Origin of the sequence: Pseudomonas sp. NFX71 (assembly GCF_048079215.1) — a bacterium.
Lineage (GTDB): Bacteria > Pseudomonadota > Gammaproteobacteria > Pseudomonadales > Pseudomonadaceae > Aquipseudomonas > Aquipseudomonas fluorescens_B.
Map to the genome: position 1 here is coordinate 4,587,088 of NZ_CP182230.1, position 26,566 is coordinate 4,613,653.

Genomic DNA, 26,566 nt, shown 5'->3' on the forward strand with positions numbered 1-26,566 from the left:
AACAGCGGCTATGGGTTCCGCTCTTACAGCGGGTTACTTGGAAAAGCGCCAAGTAACCAAGCGCCAGCGCCCCTGACGTACGGCCTCCCGACGGGGCAGATCAAGATCAAAATCAAAAACAAAGCGAGGCGGCCTGATAGCCGACCTGAATTCCGTCAAGATCATCGGCGGTGAACACCCATGTCATGCCACCCGCCAATCCACTGTGGGAGCTAGCCTGCTAGCGATGGACGTCCAGACACCGCATTGATTCAGATCGCCCACGAAGTCAGCCAAACGGTGCTGGCGCAATAGCCTGCGAGGACTATTGTTGCCTGACCCAACCCATGAGGACGTCGTCATGAATACCAGCGATTTGCTCGAACAACTCCTGCGAGCCGGCCAGGGCTCGATGACACAGCAAGGTAGCGGCGTACCAGGCCAGGGCGGCATGGGTGGCGGTCTTGGCGGATTGCTCGGGGGCCTGCTGGGCGCAGGGGGCGGTGCAAACAGCGGATTGGGCGGTTTGCTGGGAGGACTGCTCGGCGGCGGCTCCGGCTTGGGCGGTTCAACCCAGCGGCGCTCCGGTGGCGGCACCCAGTACGCGGCGCTGGCCTCCCTCGGCATGATGGCTTTTCAAGCGTATCAGGCCTGGCAGCGCAGCCAGGCGGCCGCGCCGCAACAGGCACCCCGCACCGTGGACCTGTTATCCGGCCCGGAAGTCGAGGATCACAGCCACGCCGTCCTGCGAGCATTAATAGCAGCGGCAAAGGCCGATGGCCGGATCGATGACGCCGAGAAACAGATGATCAGCACTGAACTCGGCCGCCACACCGATGACCCGGAACTCCAGCAATGGCTGGACAATGAAGTTGCCCGTCCGCTCGATGCCGCCAATGTGGCGGAGGCGGCGACGGACCCGGCGATAGCCGCGGAAATGTACCTGGCCAGCGTGATGCTGGTGGACGATCAGCAGGACGCCGAACGCAGCTACCTCGATGAACTGGCGGCGGCGTTGCAGATCGATCCGGATTTGCAGGTGCATCTGGAACAGCAGGCCAAGGGCGGTGCGGCCTGACCGGTCGGCCTACACCAGAAACGTCACCCCGTGCGCTTCGGCAATCTCCAGTATCTGCGGCAAATCCTCCGGCACCCTGAGCCGGTCCACTGCCGCAAAGAACTGGCCGCCCCGTGGATCAGACACCACGCCGATCATCTTCGCCGTGGCGCTGATGTTCTTGTAGGCATGGATGGACCCACCGGGTATATGCACGTAACCGCCGGCCGAGACGGTGGTGGAGGTGCCCTCGACCGTCACTTCCACCTGCCCGTCAATCACGTAGAACGCCTCATCCCAAGGATGAAAGTGCAGTGGCGGGCCGCCTCCCTGCACGCCTTCCTGGATGTGCACCTCAAAGGGCTTGCTCAGATCACCGCCCGCGAGAATCGTGATCGCCTCACCCACGACATTGACCGGCCTGGGGGTTTTTCCAGACCCGATGACGTGAACCGTTCGCATGACTGCTCTCCCGAAGATGAGTCCACACTCGGTTGAGTATATTCACTCGAACCGCGCCGGGTGCGACCGCGCAAGGCCGTCTGTCAGGGTAATTTCAACCCCGATTGAATTTTTCTCCGGGCAAATCGCTCTGCTGAATTAGAGACGTGATGATTCAGCGTCCTGCCACTGGCCATAGACCGAGAGATGCGCCCATGACTGCCCTGACACGACTTGAAGCCCAGCCTTCCCACGAGCACGCCATCCCGACTGCCGGCAGCCTGAAGCAGTGCTATGAACAGTTACTGCTGGGCGACGATGCCGAGCAACGCCGCGCACTCGGCAATACGTTCCTGAAAGCGCAACTGCAACGGTCCGCAGACCTTCCCGAAGAAATACCGGAGGACGTGTCGGCCCTGCAATCCTTCGTCGAGCAGCACAGCACCGATGTGGCGCGCCAATATGCTGATTACCTGAGCGCCCGCAAGGAAGGCGGGCCACGGCAGTTCTTCAGCAACAAGGCCCACGCGCTGTTCTTCCTGCAAGCCGTCAGCCCGACCAAACTGGTGGACGGTGCCTGGTTGTACGGCCTGTTGCAGCACTGGCGCGACCCGCGTTTCGAAGGGCTGATCTGCACCTATCTGGAGGAGTTGGGCGATGGCAACCCGGCCCAGAATCATGTGGTGATCTACCGCAAGCTTCTCGCCGAACTCGGTTTGCAGGACAGCGGCGTCATTGCCGATGAGCATTACCTGCAAGGCGCGATTCAACTGGCGCTGGGCGAATGCGCCGACGACTTTTTGCCAGAAGTGATCGGCTACAACCTCGGCTACGAACAGCTGCCGCTGCATTTGTTGATCAGCGCCTACGAGCTCAGCGAACTGGGTATCGATCCGTATTACTTCACCTTGCACGTGACCATCGACAATGCCAGCACCGGGCACGCGCAAAAAGCAGTGCAATCGGTGCTGCAACTGCTGCCGATCGAAGGCGATCGCGAGGACTTTTTGCGCAGGGTCGCGCTGGGCTACCGGCTCAATGACCTGGGGCAGGGCAGTCGCGCGATTATCGAGTCGTTCGACCTTTACGCTGAAGTGTTGAACATGCTGGAACGCAAACGCCCGTTCGGCCAGCACATGCATTCCGACTATTGCCGGTTCGAGGGCAAGACCGTCAATCAATGGTTGACCTCGCCGGAGCAGTTGCCAGGTTTTCTCGATGCCATGGAAAACAAGGGCTGGATCAAACGTCATCAGGACCCGCAGGAGAGCCGCTTCTGGCAGTTGATTGATGGCGACGGTGCGGCCATGTTCGGTGTGTTCAGTCCTTACGAAAAGCAACTGCTGCACGACTGGATCTCGGGTGACTGGACAGCGGAGCGTTCAGCACCTGCGGCTCGCCGCCTGAGCAGTGGCGCGGTCGAGCCGGTGTTGCCCGCCAGCGACCCGGATATTCAAACCCTGCAAGCCGCGCTGGAAGGATTGTCCGCCGCCGAGCAAATGCCGGTGCTGATTCCGTGGCTGTCGGCCCATCGACATGCCCATCCTGCCGGCCTGATGGCCACGCGGCGATTCATCGAACTCAAATCCAGCCTTCGATAGGGTGCACGGCATGAATCAGGAAGAACAACTGGGGGCTGCGGATCTGGCCTTGCTGCAATTGGGGCGCCGCTTGCAAGCGGACGGTTACCGCTTTATCACCCCGACGCCGCTGACCCATCAGCGAGTCAATGACCGCGCGTTCGGCCAGAGTGCCCGGACCCTGCGCGAGGTGTTCGGTTGGTCGCGGCCATTCGAGCCGGGTCTGTTATCGGCGGACGAACAGCGGCAATTACAACAGGCGGGCGTTCTCGAAGAGAGCAATGGCCGGCTGAAAAGCCGAGTACGCTGGTCCAGCCTCGATGACCTGCTGTTCGTGCATTCCGGATTCCCCACGGACGCGGCCGACGCAGTGTTCTTTGGTCCGGATACCTACCGTTTTGCCCAGTTGATTCACGCCCATCTGCAACAGCGTTTCGCGCCGATCAGACGCGCCGTGGACATCGGCTGCGGCGCTGGCGTCGGCGCCATCGTGATTGCTCGCGCACGCCGTGAGGCCGAGGTGCTGGCGGTCGACATCAACCCGGCGGCGCTCCGCCTAACGGCTGTGAATGCAGCGCTCGCCGAAGTGGCCAACGTCAGTATTGAAACCAGTGATGTGCTGCAGGATGTCGACGGCACATTCGACCTGATCGTTGCCAATCCGCCCTACATGGCCGACCCGGCCGAGCGTGCCTATCGCCACGGCGGCGGGGCGCTTGGCGCGCAATTGTCGGTGCGCATTGTCGAGCAGGCGCTGAATCGACTGACCGCTGGCGGTTCGCTGGTGTTATACACCGGAGTGGCAATGGTCGACGGCTGCGATCCGTTTATCGCCGCGTTGGCGCCGTACCTGGATTCGGCCCGGTTCGGCTGGACCTATCGCGAGATCGATCCCGATGTGTTTGGCGAAGAACTGTTGATGCCCGACTACCAAAGGGTGGAGCGGATCGCAGTGGTCGCGCTGATCGTTACGCGTCTCGCTCCGGGCATCGGGGGCAGCGTTGAATCAGCCACAGGTGAGTGAGCCATGAACAAGAACCTGGATGACTACAACCGCATGCGCGACTTCTCGGCGACCTCTGAGCCGGCCGCTAAACATTCGGGCAAGAAAGCCGCGAAAGATCACGCCTTGCAGTTCTGCATCCAGAAACATGACGCCTCGCGCCTGCATTATGACTTTCGCCTGGAACTCGATGGTGCGTTGAAGAGTTGGGCGGTGCCGAAAGGCCCGTCTCTGGACCCCAAGGTCAAGCGCCTGGCGGTGCATGTCGAAGACCATCCGTTGGATTACGCCACGTTCGAGGGCAGCATTCCCGAAGGGCATTACGGTGCCGGTGACGTGATTGTCTGGGACCGTGGTGTCTGGATTCCGCAGGAAGACCCGGTAAAGGCCTACGCCAAGGGCAAGCTCAAATTCGAACTGCAGGGCGAGAAGCTCGGCGGCCTGTGGAACCTGGTGCGTACGCATATGCCGGGCAAGCAGGAGCAATGGTTCCTGATCAAGCATCAGGACAGCGCCGCCAAACCCGAAAGCGATTACGACGTGGTCGCCGCCGAGCCGGACAGTGTGCTCAGTGACCGGACAATCGTTGCGAGAAAACCGAAAGCAGCGGACAAACCCAAGCCCATCAAAAAACCGGCGCGCAAAGTTGCGGCTAAACAACAGGCGGCGCAACTTACCGGTGCGCACAAAGCGAAAATGCCGGACCTGATGAAACCCGAACTGGCGACGCTGGTGGAAAAAGCCCCGGACGGTGAATGGAGCTACGAGATCAAGTTCGACGGTTATCGGATCATGGCTCGCATCGACCATGGCGAGGTCAAGCTGTTCACCCGCAACGGTCACGACTGGACCCACAAACTGCCGAAACAAGCCGAGGCATTGGCTTCGCTGCAACTCGAGTCGGCCTGGCTTGACGGTGAAATGGTGGTTGCCAACGAGCAGGGCGTGCCGGACTTTCAAGCGCTGCAAAACGCCTTCGACTCCGGGCGCAGCGGCAATATTCTTTACTACCTGTTCGACATGCCTTATCTCAATGGCGTGGATCTGCGCGAGGTGCCGGTCGAAGAGCGTCGGGTCGCGCTGGCGACGGTGCTCAAGCCGAATGAAGATCCGTTGTTGCGGTTCTCCGACGCGTTCGCCGAAGAGCCCGACGCTTTGCTCAACAGCGCCTGCCAGATGCAGATGGAGGGGCTGATCGGCAAACGCCTGGGCTCACCTTACGTGTCGCGTCGCAGCAGCGACTGGATCAAGCTCAAGTGCAAGCACCGACAAGAATTTGTGGTAGTCGGCTACACCGATCCGAAAGGATCGCGCAATGCGTTTGGCGCGTTGCTGCTGGGGCTGCACGACCGGGACAGCGGTCAGCTGCGGTATGCCGGCAAGGTCGGCACCGGTTTCAACGAGACAACGCTTAAGAGTATTTACGAGCAACTGAAACCGTTGCAGACCAGGAAGCCGTCAGTGGTCAATCCACCGACCGGTTTTGACGCCAAAGGTGTGCACTGGCTCAAACCCGTTCTGCTGGCTGAGATTGCCTTTGCCGAAATGACCAAGGAAGGCTCGGTGCGCCACGCCGTGTTCCATGGCCTGCGCGACGACAAGCCGGCCGACGACATCACCGAGGAGCGCCCGAAAGTGGTGAAGAAAAGCACCGCAGAAAAACCTGCCACCCGCCAAAAGAAAAGCTCGGAAAAAGCCGCACCGGCGCCGTCACAACTCGGTCTGGGCGAGGGCAAGGTGCGGATCACTCACCCGGACCGGGTCATCGACGCCAGCAGCGGCACGACCAAAGTGCAGCTGGCGGAGTATTACGCCCGCGTCGCCGAATGGATTCTGCCCGAATTGAAAGACCGGCCCGTGGCGCTGGTTCGTGCGCCGGACGGTATTGCCGGTGAATTGTTTTTCCAGAAGAACGCCGAACGCCTGGCCATTCCCGGGATTACCACACTCGACAAGGAACTCACCGGTCAGCCGATCATGATCATCAACAGCGCCGAAGCACTGATCGGTGCCGTACAGATGAGCACCGTCGAGCTGCATACCTGGAACGCCACGTCGGACAACCTCGACAAGCCCGATCGCTTCGTTCTCGACCTCGACCCGGACCCGGCGCTGCCGTGGAAAAGCATGGTCGAGGCGACTCAGCTGACGCTGTCGGTGCTGGATGAGCTGGGGCTCAAGGCTTTTCTCAAGACCAGCGGCGGTAAAGGCATTCACCTCGTGGTGCCGCTGACCCGCAAGCTCGGCTGGGATGAAGTGAAGGATTTCAGCCACGCCATCGTCAGTCACATGGCCAAACTGTTGCCGGAACGGTTTTCCGCGGTGTCGGGGCCGAAGAACCGGGTGGGTCGGATCTTCATCGATTACCTGCGCAACGGCCTCGGCGCCACCACCATTTGTGCCTACGCCGCCCGCACCCGCGAAGGGCTGCCGGTGTCGGTGCCGATCTTTCGCGAGGAGGTGGCCGGGCTCAAGGGCGGCAATCAGTGGAACATCCACACGGTGCATGAGCGCTTGGCCGAGGTGGGCGACGGGCCTTGGGCCGACCTGAAGAAAACGAAACAGACGATTACCGCCGAGATGCGGCGGCGGGTGGGGATGAAGAAGTAGCCTTTTCAGCCGGATTAATATGCTCTGATGTGCGCGATGGACAGGGTAGTGGCCCTTTAGTAGCATCGCGCCCTCTCCATAGCCTTCGCGCGTCAGGGACGATCCAATGCCGGTTTCCTTCAATCGCTCCACACGCGTCATTGCTGTCGCGGCGCTTCTGTCCGCTCTGCTCAGCGGCTGCGCCGTCAAAGACACTTACACCGATGCCACCGAGCCCGACGCCGCCAAGGTGCGCTTCATCGCCAACACCAGCAATGCGAAGCTCTACTACTACGATCCGGAACATTGTCAGGGGCGAGTCACCGGTGAACTCAACAACCTGTACGCCCGTGATACCGAGCGTCGGGTGGGCATGAGTGTCGCGCCGCCGGCCGATGCCAGGGGCTATCTGGAGATCAAGGTCAAACCCGACCAGGATAATTACCTGCACCTCGCCACGAGTGGCAGCAACTGGGTGTGTGTCACCAGTTTGAGCCTGACACCCGAGCGCAATGCTGAATACGAGGTGACGTTAAATCTGCGCGACGGCCGTTGCGGCGTGCTGTTGAATCAGTTGAAGCGCATCGATGGCCGTGCGGTGCGGTTGCCGATGCCGGTCATGGACAAGGGCTTGCCTGCCTGTGTCGGTCGCGGCACGTCATTCCCGGCGCTTCCGCCCGCGCTCCCCGACACGCCTCAGCGGGTGATGTTGATAGAGCGGATCTTCGACGGTGCGACCATCGCCGGCATGAAGCCGGACCCGGCCAAGGACAGCAGCGAACGCTACACAGCGGAAAAACTCGACAAGCTGATTGCCGAACGCAAGGCGAAGCTGGGCTTTACCCTGCCGGACGATTACTGGACCCTGTACCGCCAGAACCTGATTGCCTTCGACGAAGAAGCGGCGGGAAACAAGGCGGAAACGTTCAAGCGTTACAGCGACAAATACCGTCTGCGCCTGCAACGACTGACCGATCAGCAACTGGAACAATGGGCACATCCTGAGGACAAGGCGTCCAGGCCTACGCACTTTGCGGCGTCTGAAGAGCGCAAGACGATGGCGAAGTTTTACGTCCAGACCAGCCAGAATCTCTTGCTCGAAACCATCAATCACCATCTCGACCGAATGGCGCAAATGGATCGGCAGTATGGCGTGTGCGCGCGTTACGCAGAGTGCTGGAAACGCTGACAGGGTGCCGGGCGGCGAGCGGCACTCGCCGCCCCGAACGTTTATTGCTGGCTGACAGCCGCCGCCAGCAGCGGCCCGGCCTGATCATCGGTGAGTGCCGCATGCACCTCCATGTTCATCAGGTCATTCCATTCCAGCACCCACTTTTGAATCTGTACGACATCATCGGTTTCTGCGATGCCAAAACCGCTCGAGCCGCCGACGGCATGCCAGCGCCCCAACATCTTGACGCCGGCGGGTGGTGCCCCTTTGGTCTCGAGGAAACGCTTGATCACGCTGTTACGGTTTTGCGGACTGATCGACCAACTGACCATGAATAACATTTGCCACCTCCTGCTACGGACTGGCACCTGTTGCTCTTCGCGCGCCTGGCTGGCGCCGGGACCACGGCCACGCCTGTTTCCCGTGTCTCCCTGACAGGGCTGAAGCAATTGCTCCCATGAGAAGGCATAGCAGCGCGGAACGGTTCGCGTATGACCGCTGATCCTCTTTTATTGCATCTGGAATTGATCGCGGCGCCTGACCGTCAGGTATCGCGCAACAGGTCGTTGGCGTTGAGCAGTTCGTAGGCGATTTCCGGACGTTTTTCCAGACCGCGGCGAATGGCGGTCGGGATCGCCTGGCGGGTTTTGCGGCACAGGCCTGGCAGTTCGGCGATGGTGATGGCGATACCGCGCATGGTGCGGACTTCGTTGAAACCCGGGGCGACTTCTACCCGGATGCCCAGTTGTTCGTACATCCGTTGCTGTAACCGTTCGAGGTCGCTCAGGCTCTGGAGGTTTTCCAGGCGTTCGATCAGGCGCCTTTCCTCGGTGCGAGTCAGAAACAGGATGCGCAGGTCCGCGCCGGGTGTTTCCAGCAGCGGTTCACGCTCGCAGATGCAGGCACCGGGCGGGCAGGGTTGGCGGATCGGCAGCGGTGTTGTCATGGCGGCAATCATAGTGCGCTGTGTACTGATTTGCCCATAGGGATCGCCGGTGTGCTCGAGGGGGCATTGTTAAAAGCGCGGCGGTTTGGGGATGTATATCCGTTACCGCAGCAACGGATATGCACCCCAACAAAAATCCGTCGTCTCAGGCCAGCATCGATAACAAACCTCCCTGACGATCAAGCTTGGCCAGTTCGTCAAAACCGCCGACATGGGTGTCACCGATAAAAATCTGCGGCACGCTGCGTCGACCGCTGCGGCTTTGCATCTCCTGGAATTTCCCCGGTTCTGATTGAACGTTGAATTCCTGGGCTGCAATGCCCCGACTGGCCAGCAGTGCTTTGGCGTTGCGGCAATAAGGGCAGGTGTCGGTGGTATAGAGCGTCACGGTCTTCATAAGCGGTGCTCCCGAATTGAAAGTCGTTCAAGCATCGATGGCCGGGAAATCAATCTCGGTCAGGGCAACGTTGTTGAGGTAATTGGTCAGGGTCTGCGACGCCACATGGCCGATCACTTCGACAATCTTGCTGTCGTCGATGCCGGCTGCCCGTGCCGCCTCGATCTGCTCGCTGTTCAAGTGACCCCGGCTTTCGGTGATCTGTCGGGCGAGGGTGGCGAACGCATTGAGCTGGCCATCACGGGCGCTGAGGATGTCTTGTGCAGACAAACCGGCCTTGCCGGCAAACAGGGTGTGGGCCGCCAGGCAGTAGTCGCAACCATTCACCTGAGAGGTGGCGAGGAAGATCGCTTCTTTCTCGGTGGCGCTCAGGGATGTTTTACCGAGGGTCGCGGACTGTTGCAGATAAGACGCAAGCACCGCAGGTGCATGGGCCAGCGTCTTGAAGACATTGGGCAGAAAACCGATTTTTTTCTGCACACCTTCCAGCAGCGGGCGGGTGGTGTCGGTGGCGTGTTCAAGACTCAGGGTATTGATGCGGCTCATGATGGATCTCCGTAGATGACTGCGCGGTGTGCGCTGGGTACGGAGTCCATGTTATTGACGGACGCTGGTCTATTGGGTGCAAATCGTCGAGGATATACGACAGATCGTCCAGATTTTCCCTCGGGAGCCTGCCAATGGATCGCTTGTCTACGTTGCTCAGCCACTTCGGCGTCAGTGCCGGAACCTTCCACAGCGGCACGTTCTGTGGCACCACGGGTTTTGACGGTGAGCAGGCGTGTGGGCACCTTCATTTGCTAAAGGACGGTGACCTGACCCTTAAGCTGGCCGATGAGCGCGATATCCAGATCAATAAGCCCACCTTGATTTTTTTTCCCCGACCCTTCCGTCATCGCTTGTTCGCTGCAGAGACGTCCGACACACAACTGGTGTGCGCCTCACTGACCTTCGATGGCGGTGCGGGCAATGCGCTGGCGGCCGCCTTGCCCGATTACCTGGTGCTGGGGCTCGACGAAATACCCAGCATGACCGGCACGCTGGACTGGCTGTTCAACGAAGCCTTCGGTGGCATTTGCGGTCGCGAAGCGATGATGGACCGCTTGTTCGAAATGCTCGTGATCCAGTTGCTGCGGCACCTGTTGACTCACCATCAGCAAAGCCCCGGCATGATGGCAGGCCTGGCCGACCCGCGACTGGCGCGTTCGTTGAGCCTGATGCATGACACCCCGGGCAAAGCCTGGACCGTGGCGCAATTGTCATCGGCAGCCAACATGTCCCGGGCCAGCTTCGCCGAGTACTTTCGCCAGGTGGTGGGGCAGACGCCGGTTGATTATCTGGTGAGCTGGCGCATCAGCCTGGCGCAGAAACGCTTGCGTGAAGGCAAGTCCATCGCCCTGATTGCCGAGGAAGTGGGCTACGAAAGCCCTTCGGCGCTGGCTCGGGCGTTTCGGCGCAAGACTGGCGTCAGTCCGCGGGAATGGATGCGCAACGGGACGCTGCGATAGTTTTTTGTCGCCGGCCTTTCGGCGGGGGGGCGGAACGGGTCTATCACACCTTGGAAAGCGCCCAAAGCCCACGCTTGAGCCGTTTCATATGAATAGAGAGAACCGTATTCAACGGCATTTGTTGGCGTTTTTTTGACGCCATTCTCCGTAGAATTTTATTTTTATTTATTGTTGTGACGGACCATTGACGTAATGGCGATGTGCTTATAGGCTCCAAGCAACTGGGTAACGAATCCTTCATTCGATATCAGGAAAACCCTGTAGGCAGGGAGGCGGTCTTCATGCGTTCATCACTGGTTCTCAAATCCGTTTTGTTCTGTGTGCTCTTTAATGGTGCGGCCATTGCCACCGCTCACGCGAGCCATTTGGCCCATGAAATTAACCGCATAGCCGATTCTTGTGCAGCGTCCGGGCCAAAAGTGGGCGCGACAGCGGAAGGGCAGGCTGGCGCCCCTTCTACTGTCGAAAGCAAACTTGGCGCGACAGTCTCGCTGGGCGATATTTCTTCCGTTGATACTGCAAAAGATCAACTCAAAAACCTTATCACTTCTGTTGTCAAGGTGGGTGCCACCGTCAATAGTACTTCCTGTGACGGATTAATGGCGCAACTAAATACTGACAAGTTCACGGCAGATTTAGATGCACAGGCTAAAGTATTGAGTGGAGGAGCCGACGCGTTCGTTAATCAACCCAATGCAGTTCCGTTGTCTGCTGCAGCCTGGTTGTTTTCGTCGGCATTGTTCGGTTTTGTCATGGTCGCCAACCGGCGGAAGGTGTAACTAGCAGTTTGATTTTGCTGGCGATTAAGTGGCGCATTGATACTAGTGGTTGATATCAGTTTGATGTGTCAGTGGTTGGCGATGTATTGGCTGAATGACGGACTCTATTGAAAAGAGTGCTATTAATTTGGCGAGTAAGCATCGGGGGTCGTATGTTTAACGACAAGTTACTGTTAAATAAAAAACTTCCTTCACTAGAGGCCTTGCTGCAGATAATTGATACGTCGGGCCGACGAAAAATGGCCGCTGCCAGCCGCGAAAAAATGCTCGTTGAGCGGTTACCGAGCGACAAAAATTGCGAGCGTGATTTGCCTTGGTTTTTGTGTGAAACTCTTGGCAAGGCTACTTAGGCGGAGGGATCCCGATGTTGCGTTTCTGGTTACCTGTGGTCTGCGCGCTGGCTGTCCTGCCCAGCATTTCCAATGCCGTCGCAAACGAAGCGAACTACCGGCTGAGTCCGGGTGATACGCTCAATGTTTCTGTTTGGGGCGAAGACAAGCTCAATAAGGATGTGATCGTTCTTCCCAACGGAAGCATCACCTTCCCGTTGGCAGGGCAGGTTGATGTGGTGGGTCTCGATGCCACCGCAGTCGAAGAGAAAATAGCGGCCAAGCTTGTAAAATTCATACCCGATCCGCAGGTGAGCGTGGTTGTCACGGGCACCGCCGGTAATCTCGTGTACGTGCAGGGCAAAGTGTTGAAGCCCGGCAGTGTCCACTTATCAGGTCAAACGTCAGTGCTGCAGGTTTTGAGCATGGCGGGTGGCCTCGACAAATTCGCCGCCAAGAATGACATCAAGGTCGTGCGACTCAATGGATCAAAACAACAGATCCTGCGTGTCGACTACAACGAGTTGATGTCCGGCGATGACATGACGACCAATTTTATTCTTGAGGCCGGCGATACGCTGGTCGTGCCTTAGCCTTGCGCGATGCACTAGGGATTACCTTGCTTTCTCTTCGAACCACCGGGGTTGCCACGGCAACCCTGATCCTTTCGTGTTCCGGTGTGGCCTCTGCGGCGACCTGGCTACCGGCAATATCGCTGCCTTCGACGGTTGAGTACGACAGCAATCCACTGTTGCTCACAAGTGGCGAGAAGGGCGTGACCCGCGCCATCATCGCCCCCGACCTCAACCTTGTCGGCACCTCCGGACGAGATGAGTTCCAGTTCGGTCTCGGGGTGTATGTCGTGCGTTCGTCCGATACAGATATCGTGTCAGATCGTGAAGACCCCAGATTGAGGTTCCGGTGGAGTCGCGAGACCGAAACCGGTGGTTATGGACTCACGGCCCGCTATGAAGAGAGCTCCACGCTTTCCACCGAGGTCCAGGAAACCGGCGTAGTGGCTTCCGACGGCACGCAAAAGCTTTATACCGTGGGGGGCAACTGGCGTACGGCGCTCAGTGAGCGGACCACTCTGCTCAACGAAACTGACTACACTCATGTCACTTACGACATTCCCACCCTGATCAACTATGACGAGTTGGCAAGCCGCTTTAGCTTGACCTATGCATGGAGCGAGCGGGTCGAGCTCTTCACCCGTATTGGCGTGAGGCGTTATGAGCCGGATGAGGGAACCGTGGCGTCTTCCTCGAATAGCTACACTCCCACGGTTGGCCTGAATTTCCAGGTCTCCGAGGCATTCAAGGGGTCGGTGTACGCGGGCGTCAATCAAGTCTCCGGCACGGGTGACGGTCCCACAGGCGAGGGCGGGGTGAACTTGCAGTACACCGGTGAGCGCTTTGAAAGCATCTTCGATGCCAGCCGTAGCACCGTCGCCAGCGGGGACGGTGGGTTCGTCGAGGCCGATAACCTGAAGGGCTCCGTGAGTTACCTCATCGATGAAACCCGACGCACCGGTCTTGATGCTTCCTGGCAAGACACCAAGGGGCAGACGCCGAATACCCTGGTCAATTACAGCGCCTGGATCAGTCAGGAACTCTCGCCTTTTTGGAATGCCCGCCTATTCTTCACTTACAAAGAACGCAAGCAGGACAGCTTGCCGGATGCCAGCGCAAATGTCGTCGGGTTGACCTTGACTTATAGTTACCCCGGTCTCTGAAATTCAGCTTTGTGATGATCTATGACTACTGAATACGAAATGTCGGTCAACGACTACATTGCAATCATCAAGCACCACGCGGTGCTGTTGATCGTCAGTTGCGCAGCGATCCTTGGCGTGAGCATCGCGGTCGCGATGTCACTCCCGCCCACCTTCGAGTCCTCCGGCACGATTCTGATCGAGTCGCAACAGATCTCGCCTGAGCTGGTCGCGGCGAACAACAGCACCTTTGCCGATGAGCGCATCGAAGTCATTCGCCAGCGCGTGATGACCCGAGAAAACCTGGCCGCGATCATCGACAAATACAACTTGTTCTCTACTCAAGGCCGGAATTTGAGCGTTACAGAGAAAATCGATGAAATGCGCAATGCGATTGGCGTCACCCTGGTCAGCGCCGCGATCAAGGGGCGCGGGGAAGTGACGATTGCGTTTCGCCTTTCCTTTGAGCACCGCCAGCCAGAGATTGCCACCCAGGTGGCCAACGAACTGGTGACGCTGTTCCTCAATGAAAACATCCGGCAGCGCACCGAGCGCGCCAATGAAAACACGGAGTTCGCCAAGCAGGAGGCAGACAAGCTCGAGGTTGCCCTGAATGCCCAGGACAGTCGCGTGGCGGAATTCAAGGAGAAGCACAGCGATGCACTGCCCGAGAATCGGGAACTGCTCACGAACATGTTGACCCGCGCCGAGAGCGACCTCAAAGAGGTCGACCGTGACTACAAGGCTGCCCGCGAGGAGTTGCGTTTCAATGAATTGGAGCTCATTGCCGCCAATTCCGGCGTAGCGACCAAGCCTGGAGTAGCGGGAGCAGCCGCCGACAAACCGCAGGACCTCGCCAGCCTCAAGGCGGAGTACGCCCGTTTGCAGACGCTGTATACCGACGCCCACCCCGATGTGCGTTCCGTGAAACGCAAGATTGCGGCACTTGAGGCGAACAAAATGGTTGCCGGTAGTGCGGCAGCGCCCGTCAATATGGATGTATCCAGGGCTCAGACGCGGATCGCCGCCACCGAGGCGCGAATCAAGTCACTGGCCGATCAGAAGCAGCAGACGGTCCAGAAAATATCCGAATACCAAGCGCGAATTATTGAAATGCCTCAAGTCGAGCGCGGCCTGATCACGCTGATGCGCGACCATGACAACGCGAAAAAGAAGTATGAGGAAATGCGCGCCAAAGAGATGAACGCGAGAATTTCCGAAAGCCTGGAACAGGAAAACAAGGCGGAGCGTTTTGTTCTTCTGGAGTCGCCGCTGATGCCTGAAAAGCCGGTTCGGCCGAACCGCAAGAAAGTGGTCGCCATGGGCTTCGTGCTTGCTCCGGTGGGCGCTGGCGCGCTGGTGATGCTGCTCGAGATGATGAGTTCGCGTGTGCGCGGTGCTGAAGCCCTGGCCAGTGTGCTCGGTAGACGTGTACTGGTTTCCATCCCCTACATTCACACCATGGCCGAACTGGAGCGCCGCAAGAAGTGGCGAACGCGCCTGATCGTGTGTGGAATCGTGCTGGTCGCAATCCTTTTGGTGCTCGTGCACTTCCTCTACATGCCTCTGGATCAGTTGGCGTATAAAACGCTGGGCCGGTTTGCATAAGGAATATAGACATGGAAATTATCAAGCCCGATACCGAAAACACCGAGCCCAAGAACTCGTCCAAAGCCATGACACCTACCGCGCATTCTTCAGGCCTGAACGCGCTCAGCTATGTGCAAACCAAAGTTGTCCCTTTGCGGCCGGACCACCTCGAGCGCAATCGCATTGTGGCGTACAACAAGAATTCGAATATGGGCGGGGCGTTCGATCTGCTCCGTACGCAAGTTCTGAAAGTCATGGAAGAAAATGGCTGGCGCACGCTCGCCATTACCTCGCCGACACCGGAGGCCGGCAAGACGGTACTGGCGATCAACCTGGCAATGAGCATCGCTCATCACACCACCAAGACAGCATTGCTGGTGGATTTCGACTTGCGCCGTCCGACCGTGGGTGCCTGCCTGGGCCTGTCGATGGAGAAATCGCTGAATGAATACCTGGCCGATGAAGCGGAACTGCAAGAGGTTCTGGTTAACCCGACCTTGCCACGCTTTGTAGTGCTGCCGACCCGCAAGCCGATTCCGCTCTCCACCGAGGTGCTGTCTTCGCCCAAGGTAAGCCACTTGATCAGTGATTTGCGCGAACGCTACAACTCACGGGTCGTGATTTTCGATTTGCCGCCCATCTTGAGTTCGGACGATGTCATTACCGTCCTGCCTAAATTCGACTGCGTCCTGCTGGTCGTCGCCAACGGCATGAACAGCAGGAAAGAGATCGAGGAAAGCCTTCACCATCTCGGGACAGCCAATCTGATTGGCACTGTGTTGAACAAAGCCGAGCCGCAAAACCGCTCTTACTACTAGCGCGTCATTCTCAAACGATCGGCGCTGGCGGCCAGCGCCGACTTCACTGCCAGGGATGCTTCTTTTCCCAACTCCAGGCGTGCGTCACGATCTGTTCCAGCGAGGCAAATTGCGGTTGCCAGCCAAGCAGGCTGTACGCCCTTTGGGGATCGGCCACCAGACGTGGAGGATCACCCGCACGGCGTGGCGCATCGCTGACGGAGATCGCCTGGCCAGTGACACGACGCGCGGTGTCTATCACTTCCTGTACCGAGAATCCCTGGCCATTGCCGAGGTTGAACGCCGTGCTTGCACCGCCGGTCACCAGGTAATCCACGGCCAGTGCGTGAGCGGCCGCCAGATCGGCGACATGGACGTAGTCGCGAATACAGGTGCCGTCAGGCGTGTCGTAATCGCGGCCATAGACGGTGATGCTCGCGCGCCGGCCGGAGGCCGCTTGCAGGATCAACGGCAGCAGGTGGGTTTCCGGTTCGTGGCGTTCACCCAGCTGTCCTTCAGGGTCTGCTCCGGCCGCGTTGAAGTAGCGCAGGCAAACCGACTTCAGCCCGTACGCGCGATCAAAATCTTCAAGCATCTGTTCCACCATCCACTTACTGCGACCATAAGGATTGATCGCCGCCTTGGGATGTTCTTCGTCGATGGGCACATACGCCGGGTCGCCATAAATGGCGGCAGTCGAGGAAAAGATGAAGCGCTTGACGTTCGCGCGAACCATGGCCTGTAGCAGCGTCAGCGTGGCGGCCAGGTTGTTCTGGTAATACTTGGCCGGTTCGGTGACGGATTCGCCAACCTGTATGAACGAGGCGAAGTGGAACACGGCATCGAAGTGGTGCGTGGCAAACAAGGTGTCCAGGGCTTGCGCGTCGGCGATGTCCAGTTCAACCAGTGTTCCGCCCGTCAAGGCGTCGCGATACCCCGTGGAAAAATTGTCCGCCACCACCAGCTCGTGACCTGTGCGCAGCAGATGCTTGACCATGTGCGAGCCGATATAACCTGCGCCGCCGACCACCAAAAAATTCATCCTGTCCTCCTGGAAACTGTTGCTGTGCAAACGCAGATTGTACCGTCAGTGTGCAGCGCTTTTTTTCATAAACAACCAATTGAAGGCCTGCACGCCGTCGAACTTGATCGTGTAGCGCCCGTCAACGTAGGTCGCGGGCACCTTCTTCAGTTGGGCCTGCGTGCCTTGGGTGTACAGCGTCAGGCCTGGCGGCCCCTGAATGCTGAGCGTGCCCTCGAGCGGCTCGACGTAAAAAGGTGTTTTGTCATCGTCTTTGGGGATAGCACGAGTGCCCAGAGAAATCAGCAGATCCTGCGACCGACCGACAGGTGCGGCGTCCAGGCTTTGCACCACCACGCTGGCATTGGCGGTCTTCACTTGAACCTGGATGTTGCCCAGGCTGATCGACTCGCCACCGATCCAGCCGGTGACGGCCTGGGTGCGCGGCGTATTGATGGTGTAGATGCCTTGTTTCCAGTTGCGCTTGAGTTCGCCCGTATCGGTCGTGGACTCGCTGGCATTGGCGTCCAGCAACGATTGGTCAGGATCATGAAACACCTGCGCATTGCTCGGGATAATGCCCGGCTGCAACCAGGGCAGTTCCGGCGTCTGTGGCATGGCGATTTGCAGCTTGCCTTTCTCCATGGCGGTACGCAGCAGAACCGAGTTGGCCGGTGAGACGGGTTTGTTGAACAGGGTGTCGGGTGTCGGTGCGAAGACGTAAGTCGTATTGGCTTCGCTGACGTCGGCACGGCGGTAGAGCAGGGCGGCGGCGGGCAGGGTCGCCAGCATCGCAGGGTCGTTGTAGGCGTGCCAGTTGTCGGCCGTTACCCAGCCGCCGTCGAGCGGCTGCTGGCTGTAGGCATATTGCATCAGCGCGTCCCAGCCCTGGTGGCTGGCGGTGCCGGCGACATAGAGGGGCAACGAGTGGCGGTCGGGTGTCGGGAACGGTTCGTTGTTCCACTCGGTGACGGTCAGCGGTTTGCCGGTGACCTGGCCAGCGCCCATCCAGTCGACGATCCCTTCGGTGGTGAGCGGGTTTTTCTCCAGCTGCCCGGAGCCGCCGTAGCTGTGAACGTCAATGACGTCGCCCGCAGTCAGGGCCGGCAAGGAACTCAGGCCATCGCCGCCCCAACTGCTGGTGGTGGCAATGGGGACCTTCACGCCCAATTCGCGAAGATGCTGGATCATCTCTACGTTGAAATTCCGTTCCAGATCGTTAAGGAACAGCTTGGCGGGGCCATGCTCCCACGAGCGCCAGGTGAGGCTTGCCGATAGATTGTGCTGACTGGCAAAGGCATCCGCCCGGTTCTTGTAGAGCTCCCAGTGCCTGGGAACGCCCTTGTCTCGCAACAGGGCGTTGCCAAAGTGTTGAGTGACGTCATTTTCGTTGGTGATCAGCACGGCGGCGATTGCCGGATCATCTTTATAGGCGAGGCCGGTAAAGGGATTTACATGGGTCATGTAGGCTTCGGCGAAGCGTTTCATCGCCTGCTGAATGGTGATGTTCACATACGCGAAGCCCTTGAGGCTGGCATTGTTCTGCTCGTCTTTTGGCAGCTCGTCGAAGCCGAAAATGTTGTCTTTCGCCATCAGGGCTCGCTCGACGTGCATGTCGAGCCATACATAAATGCCTTCGTCTTTCAGGCACTTGATCCACCAGTCGATTTTTTTCAGCGATGCTGCGCTGAGTTGCTGAGTGTCCTGCGTTTGGTCGCGGTCACCAAAGATGTTGGGGCTGACCCAGGGGGAGTCATGGTGGTGCAGGCGGACGAGGTTGAAACCGAGTGCCGACAGGCGTTTGGCTTGTTGCTTGATTGCATCGTCGGACGTTCGGAACAGCGCATAGGACGTGATGTTGGTGCCCCAAAAGCGCGCCGGGGTGTTGTCCGCGAACAGCAGTTGTTCGCCGGACGCTTTGACGAAGCCGCGCTTGCCCGCAGGTTTTTCGCCAGCGTTGAGGAAGGACAGATCGACCGGAGAGGTTTTGATGTCGACCTTGTCATCTGGCCAGGTCTTCGGGTCCGTCAGGCCAAAACGCTCTGTCGTGGTGGGGCCGAGAACAATGTCGCCAGAAATGCTCAGGGTCGCTTTGACGTGTTGCTCGCCGGATTTGATCGTGTTTTTGTAGAAGAAAGCACGTACCTCGGATGGGCTGCCGGGCTCAAAGTACACGCTCGCCAGCGCCGGCTCGAAACGCATCTCGATGCGTCGGCCTTGTGCATTGCCCCACGACCAGCCGCGGTTGCCGGGCAGCAATTGCGGCGTGCTCATTTCACCGGCGAAAAGGGCCGGGTCGAAATTGAAGACGATACCTCCACCCATCACGCCTGACTTCACGCTGTGTGCATTCAGGGCAAAGTCCCAGGTCAGTGTCTTTTCGTCTTCTTTCTGAATCTGCGCCGTAAGGTCGAAGTCCAGTGCTTTGTTCTGGCCTTCGAGGGTGTATTTGTAGGGGGCGTCGACCTTGAACCGGGTGCCGAAGAACGTCCAGTCCCAGTTACTCCCCCAGAAGGTAAATTTTGACGCCGCGACAGGGCTGCCGCCGCGCGTCAGCACGGGCAGGCCGCTGCGTTCATCGACACTGGCAACCCACTCCGAGGCCCAGGTACTGAACGGCCAAATGGCAACGCACAGGAGCGCCGGAAGCAGCATCGGAGTGCGGCGTAACAAAGTGGTCATTGGCATTACCGGAGTTGGAGGTGGGCACTCGCAGTGACTGCGATCGAAGTGTGCTTGAGCTTGCGAGCCATCTGGACATAGGCAACGCCCAGCCCGGCCACCGACCAATACACAATGGGGATGAACGTGATACTGCTGACCGTCACGATGGTCACCATGATCCCGGCCAGTGTCGCCAGGAGCGCGCGTCCGAGCCGGCGTCTTTCATCATCCTTGTCGGGGAACGAACGCATTGCCTTGCGGATACCCAGCAGAACCGTGACGAAAAAAGCCACGAACAGCGTCAACCCGACCAACCCGACCTGCAGCGCCACGTTGATGTAGGTGTTCACGATATCGATGATGCCCTGGCCCTGGATCATGGACTGCATTTCCGGCGTGCTGCGGAAGTCGAAAGCGCCGAACAAGGGGTTGCGCTGGATAACGATCATTGCGTTATCGAACAAACGTTGTCGGTACGTGATGTTCTCTACTTCGATGGTGCCGATGAACGGTAGCAGGTCCAGGAATTTTTGCCCGCCCGGCACGATGGCCAGCAAAGGAATAGCGAGCACGGCGGCGAGCGCCAGCAGCATCAAGCGTTTGGCAGCGCCGCGACCCGTGGCGATAAACGCTGTGATCATGACGACGGCGCCGATCCAGGGACCACGCGACAGCGGCGCGAACAGTCCGCCAGCCAGCAGGAGACCACCGAGCCGCCGCTGGAGCTTGCTGCGCACACCTTCCTGCAAAAACAGGTACAGGCCGAGGGCGACGCTGATGACAAACCCCAGCGCAATGGCCTGGCCAGTGGTGGCGCTCGCGCGCAATGAACCGCCACGGCTCAAGTACCCGGACATTTCCCATTGCATGCCCAGGGCGTCCGTCAGCGCGCTGTAGAGCAGCCAGCTGCGGGCAAATTCGAAGAGCCCGATAATGGACAGCACCATCGCGGCGAGGACAAACGCCAACAGGGCGTCCTTGAAGTCGCTGAGGTCTTTCAGGGCCCGGCTGGCGACGTAGTAAGGCAAAAAGACTTCGATGAACATGTAGGCCGTTTGGCGCAACGTGTCGGTGAGTGTCGTTTCGCGCAGCAACAGCAGGCTCGTCAGCACAAGGCCGGCGGTCAACAGTTTGTCAGGCCAGGTGCGCCCGAAAGGCAGCGTGTCCGATCGCCTGCGCAGCACGAAAAACGCGGGAAGCAAGACGCACAGGGACAGCAACCGGATATGGTTGAGATCAAAGAAATAGTTGATGACGCCCATGCCGGGAATCTGCGCCGACGCCGGCGGGACGAGAAACAGCAGCATGAAGAACAGTGCCATGGGATTGCGCTCGCGTTTCCGTGCGACCGTCAGCACCACAGCGGCAACCGCTGCATACACCCAGAAACTGTGCGCGAAAAAAACCAGCAGGGTCAAAACGAACCACAGATTGCGACGACGTGTGAAGTCGTTGTACGGAATCAGGTCCTTTGCCGGTCGACGGGCCAGGGTAAAAACGGTGCCGGCGAGGACCAGAATGACGATTAGCGCGCGTATGTGCTCAGGCATGAATTAATGCACTTATTGATTGGTGAGCGAAGCATAGTGGATTGCCTGATTGCGGCTATAGTAACGTTCGTGCAACTGATTCCGGGATTGATGTTATGCCTTCAATTGATTTATCGCCATCGTTGAGCCTGCGCAAGCGAGCGATATTCGCCGGGGCATGGAATATCGGAGCGCTTGTCACGTCTCAGGCCATGCGCCTGGGTGGCAACCTGATCATGGCTCGCCTGCTGATGCCGGAGATGTTCGGCATCATGGTCATCGCGACCACCGTTTCGGTGATACTCCATTTGCTTTCCGATGTGGGCTTGCGCCAGAACATCATCCAGAGCCCGCGGGGTGACGATCCAGTATTTCTCAATACCGTGTGGACCGTGCAGATCGTGCGCGGTTTTGTCCTTTTTGCCTCAACGTTACTGATCGCGGGCTTTGCCTGGTTTGCGCAAGTCATCCATTTGTGGTCGCCCGAATCCACTTATGCGGCACCCGAGTTGCCGCTGGTGTTGGCCTGCACGGGGTTGTCCGCGGTCATCTATGGTTTTCAGTCGACAAAAGTCGACGTGGCCGTTCGCGCATTCCAGCAAAAGAAAGTCGTGCTCGCCGAGTTTGCGTCCCAGATTGCCGGCCTGCTGGTGATGCTGGCTATCGGTTACTTCACCCGGTCTATCTGGTCGCTGGTGGGCGCGGGCCTGATCTCCGCGCTGGTCAGTACGCTTCTGGGACATTTCTGGTTTCAGGGTCCGCATAACCGTCTGCTCTGGGATCGTACCGCGCTCCAGGAACTGGTCGTCTTCGGCCGTTGGATATTGCTGTCGTCGGCGGTAGGCGTACTGGCCATGAATGGCGACCGCATCTGGTTCGGCGGCAGCATGTCGGCTGCCGAACTGGGCGTCTACTCCATCGCCGTGCTGATTCTTGGGGCTATCACGCTCGGCGTGCAGAGGCTGGTTGGCGCCGTGGCGTTGCCCGCCTTCGGCGAGGCGGCAAGAACCAACGACACAGCGCGGCTCCGCTCTTTGTATGATCGCTTCAGACTGATTGTCGACATCGTCTTGCTGTTTATCACCGGACTGTTGTGGATCATCAGCCCACTGATAATCCACTGGTTATACGACGAGCGTTATGCCGAGGCCGGCGGCATGATGGCCGTGCTTTCACTCTCTTTCTTCACTTTGCGCTACGGCGTCGCGCATCAAGCCTGGCTGGCCTTGGGACTCACCAAGTATCAGGCCATGGATAACATCATTCGCGCCATCTCGTTATGGGTGTTGCTGCCGGTGTTGCTGGCGGTTGGCGGCGTGAAATATGCGATTTGGGGTGTTGCGCTGCATACGCTCCCTACACTTGTGCTAATTGTTTATGTGAACTGTCGTATAGGGCTGTTCAATCTCAAGCGGGAGCTGGTTGTCCTGCCAATGTTGCTGGTCGGGGTGTTGTGCGGGGAGTTGGTGCTGGGGCTCGCTGAATGGCTTTGATTTGATCTGAGTCACTGGCTGTTTCCAGCGCTTGGGGGAACGTCACCTTTCGGGGAGTGATGGGTTTGACGGGTCGCTGAAAATACAAACGCAATCTTAATGTCGTGGGGCTTTGAATCATGAATGAACTTGATTTGAATACCTCTGTGATGGGGCGCAGAGACTTCCTCCAGGCGTTTGCGGTGTTGAGTCTGGGGGGGATGACATTTGGATTGTCCTCGTTCCTTGTTCCGCCTTCTTCTGAAAAAAACGGGTTTGTCGTCGTTAACGGCTGGGTGTTGCCTGCCCAGTATTTTCGGCAAACGCGCACATGATCAAAGATTACCAATCGCAGAAAGAACTGCGCGATCACTATGACTTCTGCATCATCGGGGCCGGGCCGGCGGGCATCACGCTGGCGTTGCGTCTGGCCGGTGATGGCCGGCGCGTGCTGCTTGTCGAGGGCGGGGGGCACGAATATTCACAGTCCTCGCAAACCCTCTACAACTGCCCCTCGACAGGTCTGAATGTCTACGCTGAAGAAACACGCCTGCGGTTCCTCGGCGGCACGTCGAACCACTGGGCGGGGCGTTGCCGGCCCTTCGAAAAATCAGATTTCGACTGGGGCCCTCCGGTCAGCCTTCCTGGCTGGCCCATCAGATTTTCCGAGTTCGAACGCTATCTGCCAGCAGCCATGGCCATTGTGGATCTCCCGTCGGATTCCGGATTCAAGACGATCAATGCGTCCATGGACGGCAACGACTTTGTAGCGGATCGTTTCCTGCTGAGTCCGCCGACGCGATTTGCACAAAAATACGCCAAGGATCTTCAAGAGACCGAGGGGCTTGATGTCTTCATCAATTGCAACTGTGTCGATCTTGAATTTGATGACAAGACCGGCCGCATCGCCGCCATCGTTGTGTCCGATTACGACAGGCACCGAGAGCGAGTGAAGGCAAGACAGTTCATTCTGGCCACGGGCGCCATCGAGAATGCCAGGCAGCTGATGAACAGTGAGTCTTTGACAGCCGCCGGAGTCGTCAGCAAGGACGGTTTGGTCGGCAAATGTTTCATGGAGCACCTGAACCTCGACCTGGGGACTTTCATCCTGGGGGAGGGGCAGAGTACAGAGCCTCGACAGTACTTCACGACCGATGCGTTTGTAGCGCAATATCAATCAGGCAAAGGAAATGTATCGGCATCGCTCCTGGCGCACGTGCAGGCCTATGGGCGAACGGCAGCCATCAAGGACTTTCTGGAGAACCTCGCCTGCGATGTAGGGTTGGCGCACAAGCTCGATTTCATTTCCCGCTTCAATTGTCCCGGGGATGGGGTGATCACCACGCTCATCGAACAATTTCCCAATCGAAACAGCGGCATCACGCTGCTCGATGAGCGGGATGCATTGGGGGTGCGCAAGGTCAGCATCAATTGGGAAGTGGCACCCGAAGACAGGCGTACCATCAAGTGCATAGGGATGGAGGTGGCGAAGTGTTTTGCAGACACGGGGCTGGGCTTCGTCAAGCTGGAAGAGTGCGTGTATGACGTCTCTGTGCCATTGAAAGTGGCGCCCCACGCTCATCATATGGGGACTACTCGGATGGCCTCGGCGCCTGAGTTCGGAGTGGTCGACGAGAACTGCAAAGTGTTCGGCATCGACAATCTTTACGTGGCGGGCAGCAGTGTCTTTGCTACAGCCGGTGCGAGCAATCCGACCATGCCTCTTTTACAACTTGCCCTGAGGCTGGCAGATCACCTGAATCGTCAAGCGGGCCCGGCGGGCAGATATTCCTGATACTACAATCAAAAAAACACAGGGTGTATCTGACTCTGACACGGATGAAAATCGCAGGATATGTGAGGCTGACAGGATGATAGGGCTGGCAAGACGTGCAGTAAGTTACTACGTCAATAAAACGGGGCGCGGACCCGGAATCTTCAAATGGTTTTGTAAACCTAACGGATACCAGTGGGCTAAGTATCTGGCGCGCTGGGGATCGCTGCATTCAGTCGGCACCGGTGTGTGGATCAATGTCGGATGCAACATCACTGACCCTTCGCTGGTCCGCCTGGGCAACAACGTCGGCTTATCGGATTGCACGCTGTTCGGGCACGACGGCGTCATCGGCATATTTGCCGAGCGTTTCAACGTAAAGCTCGATTCTGTCGGACCGGTCGACATCCGTGACAACTGTTTTGTCGGGCACGGTGCGATCATCATGCCGCGCGTGACCATAGGTCCGGATTCAATTGTCGCCGCAGGTGCCGTTGTCACGAAAGATGTTCCACCCGGGGTGGTAGTCGGGGGTAATCCGGCAAAGGTCATTTGTACGATCGAAGAGCTGATCAGAAAACTCGAGACGCGTTGCAACACCTATCCGTGGATGGACATGATCAGAGAACGCAAAGGCGCCTATGATCCAAGCGTGGAGCCGACGCTCATGGCCATGCGAGTGCAGTACTTTTTTGGCGAGCCACCAAAATGACCCGTACTCCCCTTGATGTACTGGTCGTCAACTACAACACGGCGACGCTGTTACAGCCAATGTTCGATGCATTGCGCCAGTCAAACAGTGCGGATCTGACGCGCTATCTGGTCGTGGACAATGCCTCTGCCGATAATTCCCTGGAGCGTCTGGAAAATGTTTGCCCAGAGGCATTGTTGCTGGTCAATGAAAACAATGTGGGTTTTGGCCGTGCCAACAATCAACTGGTTGAGCACCTGCAGGGCAAATACGCGTTGCTCATCAATACCGATGCCTTCGTTGCCGCCGACACCCTGAAAAAAACCCTCGACTACATGGAGGCGCATCCTGATTGCGGTGTCCTCGGCGTTCGGCTGGTTGGCCGGGAAGGCGATCTGCAACCCTCGTGTCGCTACTTTCCGACGCCGCTGAATGTCTTCCTCTCGCGCACCGGGCTTGAACGGTTTTTCCCGGTGGTGAAGAGGGTGGATGACATGGACTGGGATCACGCCTCGGTTCGAGAGTGTGACTGGGTACCTGGCTGCTATTACCTGATCCGCCGCGAAGTCATCGACCAGGTGGGGTTGTTCGATCCGCGCTACTTCCTTTATTACGAGGAGGTCGATCACTGCAAGCGCGTCAAGCAGGCCGGCTGGAAAGTGGTGTATTACCCCGACACCACGGTGGTGCATATCGGCGGTGAGAGTGCCAAGACGGTTGTCGAGCTCAATGCGGTCAGTCGACAGATACCCAAGATACAGATCGAAAGCGAACTGTTGTACTTCCGCAAGCACCACGGTCTGTTGGGGCTGGCTTGGCATATGTTCCTGGTTTGCCTGGGAGATCTGATTCTGGCGCTCAAGGCACTGCTGAAAGGCCGTGGCCGAGCCGCCATCGCAACGTGCTGGCAGCATACGCGCGCTACTTGGGCGCTGCTGCGAGAAACCCGATTCGCTACCCAACCCACACGGTAGGTCAATCAATGTTCGAGAATATACGCGCGGACTTGCGTGCCTATGGCGGTGATTGGGGTGCTCAGGGCTTCTGGGCGATGGTGGTTTATCGCTTTGGACGCTGGCGTTACGGGGTGCGCCCGGCACTGCTGCGCAAGCTGCTCTCCTTTATCTACAAAGTGCTCTACAAACTGGTGCAGATCCTCACGGGCATCGAGCTGCCCTGTGAAGTCGTGATCGGACGCAACTTTGTCATCGATCATTTCGGCGGGATCATTATCAGTGGGTATGCGCAGTTCGGCGATGATTGCCGGATCCGCAATGGCGTGGTCGTGGGCCTGAAAAATGTCAATGAACCGATCGCCCCCGTGATCGGCAACAACGTTGATATCGGCACCGGGGCCAAGGTGCTGGGCAATATCCGCATTGGCAACAATGTCGTGATTGGTGCCAATGCCGTGGTGCTGACCGATGTACCGGATGACTCGGTGGCAGTGGGCGTGCCCGCCATTATCAAGAGAAGGCAGTCGGCTGAAGCAACAGCATCCTCCCTGGACACTTCCGACTGCGACGCCAAGTGAA

The 26,566-nt window shown here is 58.4% G+C and carries 25 protein-coding genes; 17 read left to right on the top strand and 8 right to left on the bottom strand.

Annotation, left to right across the window (positions count from 1 at the left end; genetic code table 11):
* Positions 1-340 precede the first annotated feature (340 nt).
* On the top strand, positions 341-1,057 hold the full coding sequence (locus ACM1ZW_RS21525; protein ID WP_017338039.1) for a tellurite resistance TerB family protein: 717 nt from the start codon (positions 341-343) through the stop codon (positions 1,055-1,057).
* 9 nt (positions 1,058-1,066) lie between these two features.
* Here ACM1ZW_RS21525 and ACM1ZW_RS21530 read toward each other — a convergent pair whose 3' ends face one another.
* The gene (locus ACM1ZW_RS21530; protein ID WP_017338040.1) at positions 1,067-1,498 is read right to left on the bottom strand and encodes a cupin domain-containing protein; all 432 of its coding nucleotides are present in this window, start codon (positions 1,496-1,498) and stop codon (positions 1,067-1,069) included.
* Positions 1,499-1,692: 194 nt separating this feature from the next.
* Here ACM1ZW_RS21530 and ACM1ZW_RS21535 point away from each other — a divergent pair, with 194 nt between their 5' ends.
* The 4 genes from ACM1ZW_RS21535 to ACM1ZW_RS21550 all read left to right on the top strand — a co-directional run bounded on the left by ACM1ZW_RS21535 (position 1,693) and on the right by ACM1ZW_RS21550 (position 7,838).
* A complete protein-coding gene (locus ACM1ZW_RS21535) occupies positions 1,693-3,078 on the top strand; it encodes an iron-containing redox enzyme family protein (protein ID WP_416739300.1) in 1,386 nt (461 codons plus the stop codon).
* Between the two features lie 10 nt (positions 3,079-3,088).
* Positions 3,089-4,081: a methyltransferase gene (locus tag ACM1ZW_RS21540; protein WP_416739301.1), complete on the top strand. Its 993-nt coding sequence runs from the start codon at positions 3,089-3,091 to the stop codon at positions 4,079-4,081.
* 3 nt (positions 4,082-4,084) lie between these two features.
* Positions 4,085-6,670 (top strand): DNA ligase D, encoded by a 2,586-nt coding sequence (gene ligD / locus ACM1ZW_RS21545; RefSeq protein ID WP_416739302.1) that lies wholly within the window; start codon positions 4,085-4,087, stop codon positions 6,668-6,670.
* A 106-nt stretch (positions 6,671-6,776) separates the two neighbouring features.
* Positions 6,777-7,838 (top strand): hypothetical protein, encoded by a 1,062-nt coding sequence (locus tag ACM1ZW_RS21550; RefSeq protein WP_416739303.1) that lies wholly within the window; start codon positions 6,777-6,779, stop codon positions 7,836-7,838.
* 41 nt (positions 7,839-7,879) lie between these two features.
* Here ACM1ZW_RS21550 and ACM1ZW_RS21555 read toward each other — a convergent pair whose 3' ends face one another.
* From ACM1ZW_RS21555 to ACM1ZW_RS21570, 4 genes are all read right to left on the bottom strand, one after another.
* Positions 7,880-8,161 (bottom strand): DUF3303 domain-containing protein, encoded by a 282-nt coding sequence (locus ACM1ZW_RS21555; protein WP_017338045.1) that lies wholly within the window; start codon positions 8,159-8,161, stop codon positions 7,880-7,882.
* 203 nt (positions 8,162-8,364) lie between these two features.
* Positions 8,365-8,766: a hypothetical protein gene (locus ACM1ZW_RS21560; protein WP_414878915.1), complete on the bottom strand. Its 402-nt coding sequence runs from the start codon at positions 8,764-8,766 to the stop codon at positions 8,365-8,367.
* Positions 8,767-8,911: 145 nt separating this feature from the next.
* Positions 8,912-9,163, bottom strand: coding sequence for a glutaredoxin 3 (gene grxC, locus ACM1ZW_RS21565; RefSeq protein WP_017338047.1), 252 nt, complete (start codon positions 9,161-9,163; stop codon positions 8,912-8,914).
* Between the two features lie 27 nt (positions 9,164-9,190).
* A complete protein-coding gene (locus ACM1ZW_RS21570) occupies positions 9,191-9,709 on the bottom strand; it encodes a carboxymuconolactone decarboxylase family protein (RefSeq protein ID WP_017338048.1) in 519 nt (172 codons plus the stop codon).
* 134 nt (positions 9,710-9,843) lie between these two features.
* Here ACM1ZW_RS21570 and ACM1ZW_RS21575 point away from each other — a divergent pair, with 134 nt between their 5' ends.
* The 6 genes from ACM1ZW_RS21575 to ACM1ZW_RS21600 all read left to right on the top strand — a co-directional run bounded on the left by ACM1ZW_RS21575 (position 9,844) and on the right by ACM1ZW_RS21600 (position 15,901).
* Complete coding sequence (locus tag ACM1ZW_RS21575; protein ID WP_416739304.1) at positions 9,844-10,671, top strand: cupin domain-containing protein; 828 nt, start codon at positions 9,844-9,846, stop codon at positions 10,669-10,671.
* A 281-nt stretch (positions 10,672-10,952) separates the two neighbouring features.
* Positions 10,953-11,450 (top strand): hypothetical protein, encoded by a 498-nt coding sequence (locus ACM1ZW_RS21580; protein WP_017338050.1) that lies wholly within the window; start codon positions 10,953-10,955, stop codon positions 11,448-11,450.
* 364 nt (positions 11,451-11,814) lie between these two features.
* The gene (locus ACM1ZW_RS21585; RefSeq protein WP_017338051.1) at positions 11,815-12,372 is read left to right on the top strand and encodes a polysaccharide biosynthesis/export family protein; all 558 of its coding nucleotides are present in this window, start codon (positions 11,815-11,817) and stop codon (positions 12,370-12,372) included.
* Between the two features lie 26 nt (positions 12,373-12,398).
* A complete protein-coding gene (locus ACM1ZW_RS21590) occupies positions 12,399-13,514 on the top strand; it encodes a hypothetical protein (protein ID WP_031318732.1) in 1,116 nt (371 codons plus the stop codon).
* 21 nt (positions 13,515-13,535) lie between these two features.
* Positions 13,536-15,101, top strand: a complete 1,566-nt coding sequence (locus ACM1ZW_RS21595; protein ID WP_031318733.1) for a GumC family protein — start codon at positions 13,536-13,538, stop codon at positions 15,099-15,101.
* 68 nt (positions 15,102-15,169) lie between these two features.
* A complete protein-coding gene (locus tag ACM1ZW_RS21600; RefSeq protein WP_238588342.1) occupies positions 15,170-15,901 on the top strand; it encodes a CpsD/CapB family tyrosine-protein kinase in 732 nt (243 codons plus the stop codon).
* A 43-nt stretch (positions 15,902-15,944) separates the two neighbouring features.
* On the opposite strand, the gene galE is transcribed toward ACM1ZW_RS21600, so the two are convergent.
* Genes galE through ACM1ZW_RS21615 form a run of 3 tightly spaced genes read right to left on the bottom strand, consistent with a single transcriptional unit; the run spans position 15,945 to position 21,115 of the window.
* Positions 15,945-16,922, bottom strand: a complete 978-nt coding sequence (gene galE, locus ACM1ZW_RS21605; RefSeq protein WP_414878918.1) for a UDP-glucose 4-epimerase GalE — start codon at positions 16,920-16,922, stop codon at positions 15,945-15,947.
* 45 nt (positions 16,923-16,967) lie between these two features.
* Positions 16,968-19,583 carry a cellulase family glycosylhydrolase gene (locus ACM1ZW_RS21610; protein ID WP_416739305.1) on the bottom strand — a complete coding sequence of 872 codons (2,616 nt, stop codon included), beginning with the start codon at positions 19,581-19,583 and terminating at the stop codon, positions 16,968-16,970.
* Positions 19,584-19,588: 5 nt separating this feature from the next.
* Complete coding sequence (locus tag ACM1ZW_RS21615) at positions 19,589-21,115, bottom strand: O-antigen ligase family protein (RefSeq protein ID WP_017338057.1); 1,527 nt, start codon at positions 21,113-21,115, stop codon at positions 19,589-19,591.
* A gap of 95 nt (positions 21,116-21,210) precedes the next feature.
* On the opposite strand from ACM1ZW_RS21615, the gene ACM1ZW_RS21620 reads away from it, so the two are divergent.
* The 6 genes from ACM1ZW_RS21620 (at position 21,211) to ACM1ZW_RS21645 (ending at position 26,565) form a co-directional block, all read left to right on the top strand.
* The gene (locus ACM1ZW_RS21620; RefSeq protein ID WP_031318735.1) at positions 21,211-22,587 is read left to right on the top strand and encodes an oligosaccharide flippase family protein; all 1,377 of its coding nucleotides are present in this window, start codon (positions 21,211-21,213) and stop codon (positions 22,585-22,587) included.
* Between the two features lie 119 nt (positions 22,588-22,706).
* Positions 22,707-22,901, top strand: coding sequence for a hypothetical protein (locus ACM1ZW_RS21625; protein WP_080995132.1), 195 nt, complete (start codon positions 22,707-22,709; stop codon positions 22,899-22,901).
* Positions 22,898-24,361 (top strand): GMC oxidoreductase, encoded by a 1,464-nt coding sequence (locus tag ACM1ZW_RS21630; protein ID WP_416739306.1) that lies wholly within the window; start codon positions 22,898-22,900, stop codon positions 24,359-24,361. Before ACM1ZW_RS21625 ends, ACM1ZW_RS21630 begins: the two co-directional genes overlap by 4 nt.
* 76 nt (positions 24,362-24,437) lie before the next feature.
* Positions 24,438-25,052: an acyltransferase gene (locus tag ACM1ZW_RS21635; RefSeq protein WP_031318737.1), complete on the top strand. Its 615-nt coding sequence runs from the start codon at positions 24,438-24,440 to the stop codon at positions 25,050-25,052.
* Positions 25,049-26,005 (top strand): glycosyltransferase family 2 protein, encoded by a 957-nt coding sequence (locus ACM1ZW_RS21640; protein WP_416739307.1) that lies wholly within the window; start codon positions 25,049-25,051, stop codon positions 26,003-26,005. Before ACM1ZW_RS21635 ends, ACM1ZW_RS21640 begins: the two co-directional genes overlap by 4 nt.
* Before the next feature lie 8 nt (positions 26,006-26,013).
* The gene (locus tag ACM1ZW_RS21645; RefSeq protein ID WP_416739308.1) at positions 26,014-26,565 is read left to right on the top strand and encodes a serine O-acetyltransferase; all 552 of its coding nucleotides are present in this window, start codon (positions 26,014-26,016) and stop codon (positions 26,563-26,565) included.
* The last annotated feature ends 1 nt before the right edge of the window (position 26,566 follow it).

What these genes read in the sequence shown, in the direction of transcription:
- ACM1ZW_RS21525 (WP_017338039.1), top strand. Translation starts at nt 341, where the DNA reads ATGAATACCAGCGATTTGCTCGAACAACTCCTGCGAGCCGGCCAGGGC.
- ACM1ZW_RS21530 (WP_017338040.1), bottom strand. Translation starts at nt 1,498, where the DNA reads ATGCGAACGGTTCACGTCATCGGGTCTGGAAAAACCCCCAGGCCGGTC.
- ACM1ZW_RS21535 (WP_416739300.1), top strand. Translation starts at nt 1,693, where the DNA reads ATGACTGCCCTGACACGACTTGAAGCCCAGCCTTCCCACGAGCACGCC.
- ACM1ZW_RS21540 (WP_416739301.1), top strand. Translation starts at nt 3,089, where the DNA reads ATGAATCAGGAAGAACAACTGGGGGCTGCGGATCTGGCCTTGCTGCAA.
- ligD (WP_416739302.1), top strand. Translation starts at nt 4,085, where the DNA reads ATGAACAAGAACCTGGATGACTACAACCGCATGCGCGACTTCTCGGCG.
- ACM1ZW_RS21550 (WP_416739303.1), top strand. Translation starts at nt 6,777, where the DNA reads ATGCCGGTTTCCTTCAATCGCTCCACACGCGTCATTGCTGTCGCGGCG.
- ACM1ZW_RS21555 (WP_017338045.1), bottom strand. Translation starts at nt 8,161, where the DNA reads ATGTTATTCATGGTCAGTTGGTCGATCAGTCCGCAAAACCGTAACAGC.
- ACM1ZW_RS21560 (WP_414878915.1), bottom strand. Translation starts at nt 8,766, where the DNA reads ATGACAACACCGCTGCCGATCCGCCAACCCTGCCCGCCCGGTGCCTGC.
- grxC (WP_017338047.1), bottom strand. Translation starts at nt 9,163, where the DNA reads ATGAAGACCGTGACGCTCTATACCACCGACACCTGCCCTTATTGCCGC.
- ACM1ZW_RS21570 (WP_017338048.1), bottom strand. Translation starts at nt 9,709, where the DNA reads ATGAGCCGCATCAATACCCTGAGTCTTGAACACGCCACCGACACCACC.
- ACM1ZW_RS21575 (WP_416739304.1), top strand. Translation starts at nt 9,844, where the DNA reads ATGGATCGCTTGTCTACGTTGCTCAGCCACTTCGGCGTCAGTGCCGGA.
- ACM1ZW_RS21580 (WP_017338050.1), top strand. Translation starts at nt 10,953, where the DNA reads ATGCGTTCATCACTGGTTCTCAAATCCGTTTTGTTCTGTGTGCTCTTT.
- ACM1ZW_RS21585 (WP_017338051.1), top strand. Translation starts at nt 11,815, where the DNA reads ATGTTGCGTTTCTGGTTACCTGTGGTCTGCGCGCTGGCTGTCCTGCCC.
- ACM1ZW_RS21595 (WP_031318733.1), top strand. Translation starts at nt 13,536, where the DNA reads ATGACTACTGAATACGAAATGTCGGTCAACGACTACATTGCAATCATC.
- ACM1ZW_RS21600 (WP_238588342.1), top strand. Translation starts at nt 15,170, where the DNA reads ATGACACCTACCGCGCATTCTTCAGGCCTGAACGCGCTCAGCTATGTG.
- galE (WP_414878918.1), bottom strand. Translation starts at nt 16,922, where the DNA reads ATGAATTTTTTGGTGGTCGGCGGCGCAGGTTATATCGGCTCGCACATG.
- ACM1ZW_RS21610 (WP_416739305.1), bottom strand. Translation starts at nt 19,583, where the DNA reads ATGACCACTTTGTTACGCCGCACTCCGATGCTGCTTCCGGCGCTCCTG.
- ACM1ZW_RS21615 (WP_017338057.1), bottom strand. Translation starts at nt 21,115, where the DNA reads ATGCCTGAGCACATACGCGCGCTAATCGTCATTCTGGTCCTCGCCGGC.
- ACM1ZW_RS21620 (WP_031318735.1), top strand. Translation starts at nt 21,211, where the DNA reads ATGCCTTCAATTGATTTATCGCCATCGTTGAGCCTGCGCAAGCGAGCG.
- ACM1ZW_RS21625 (WP_080995132.1), top strand. Translation starts at nt 22,707, where the DNA reads ATGAATGAACTTGATTTGAATACCTCTGTGATGGGGCGCAGAGACTTC.
- ACM1ZW_RS21630 (WP_416739306.1), top strand. Translation starts at nt 22,898, where the DNA reads ATGATCAAAGATTACCAATCGCAGAAAGAACTGCGCGATCACTATGAC.
- ACM1ZW_RS21635 (WP_031318737.1), top strand. Translation starts at nt 24,438, where the DNA reads ATGATAGGGCTGGCAAGACGTGCAGTAAGTTACTACGTCAATAAAACG.
- ACM1ZW_RS21640 (WP_416739307.1), top strand. Translation starts at nt 25,049, where the DNA reads ATGACCCGTACTCCCCTTGATGTACTGGTCGTCAACTACAACACGGCG.
- ACM1ZW_RS21645 (WP_416739308.1), top strand. Translation starts at nt 26,014, where the DNA reads ATGTTCGAGAATATACGCGCGGACTTGCGTGCCTATGGCGGTGATTGG.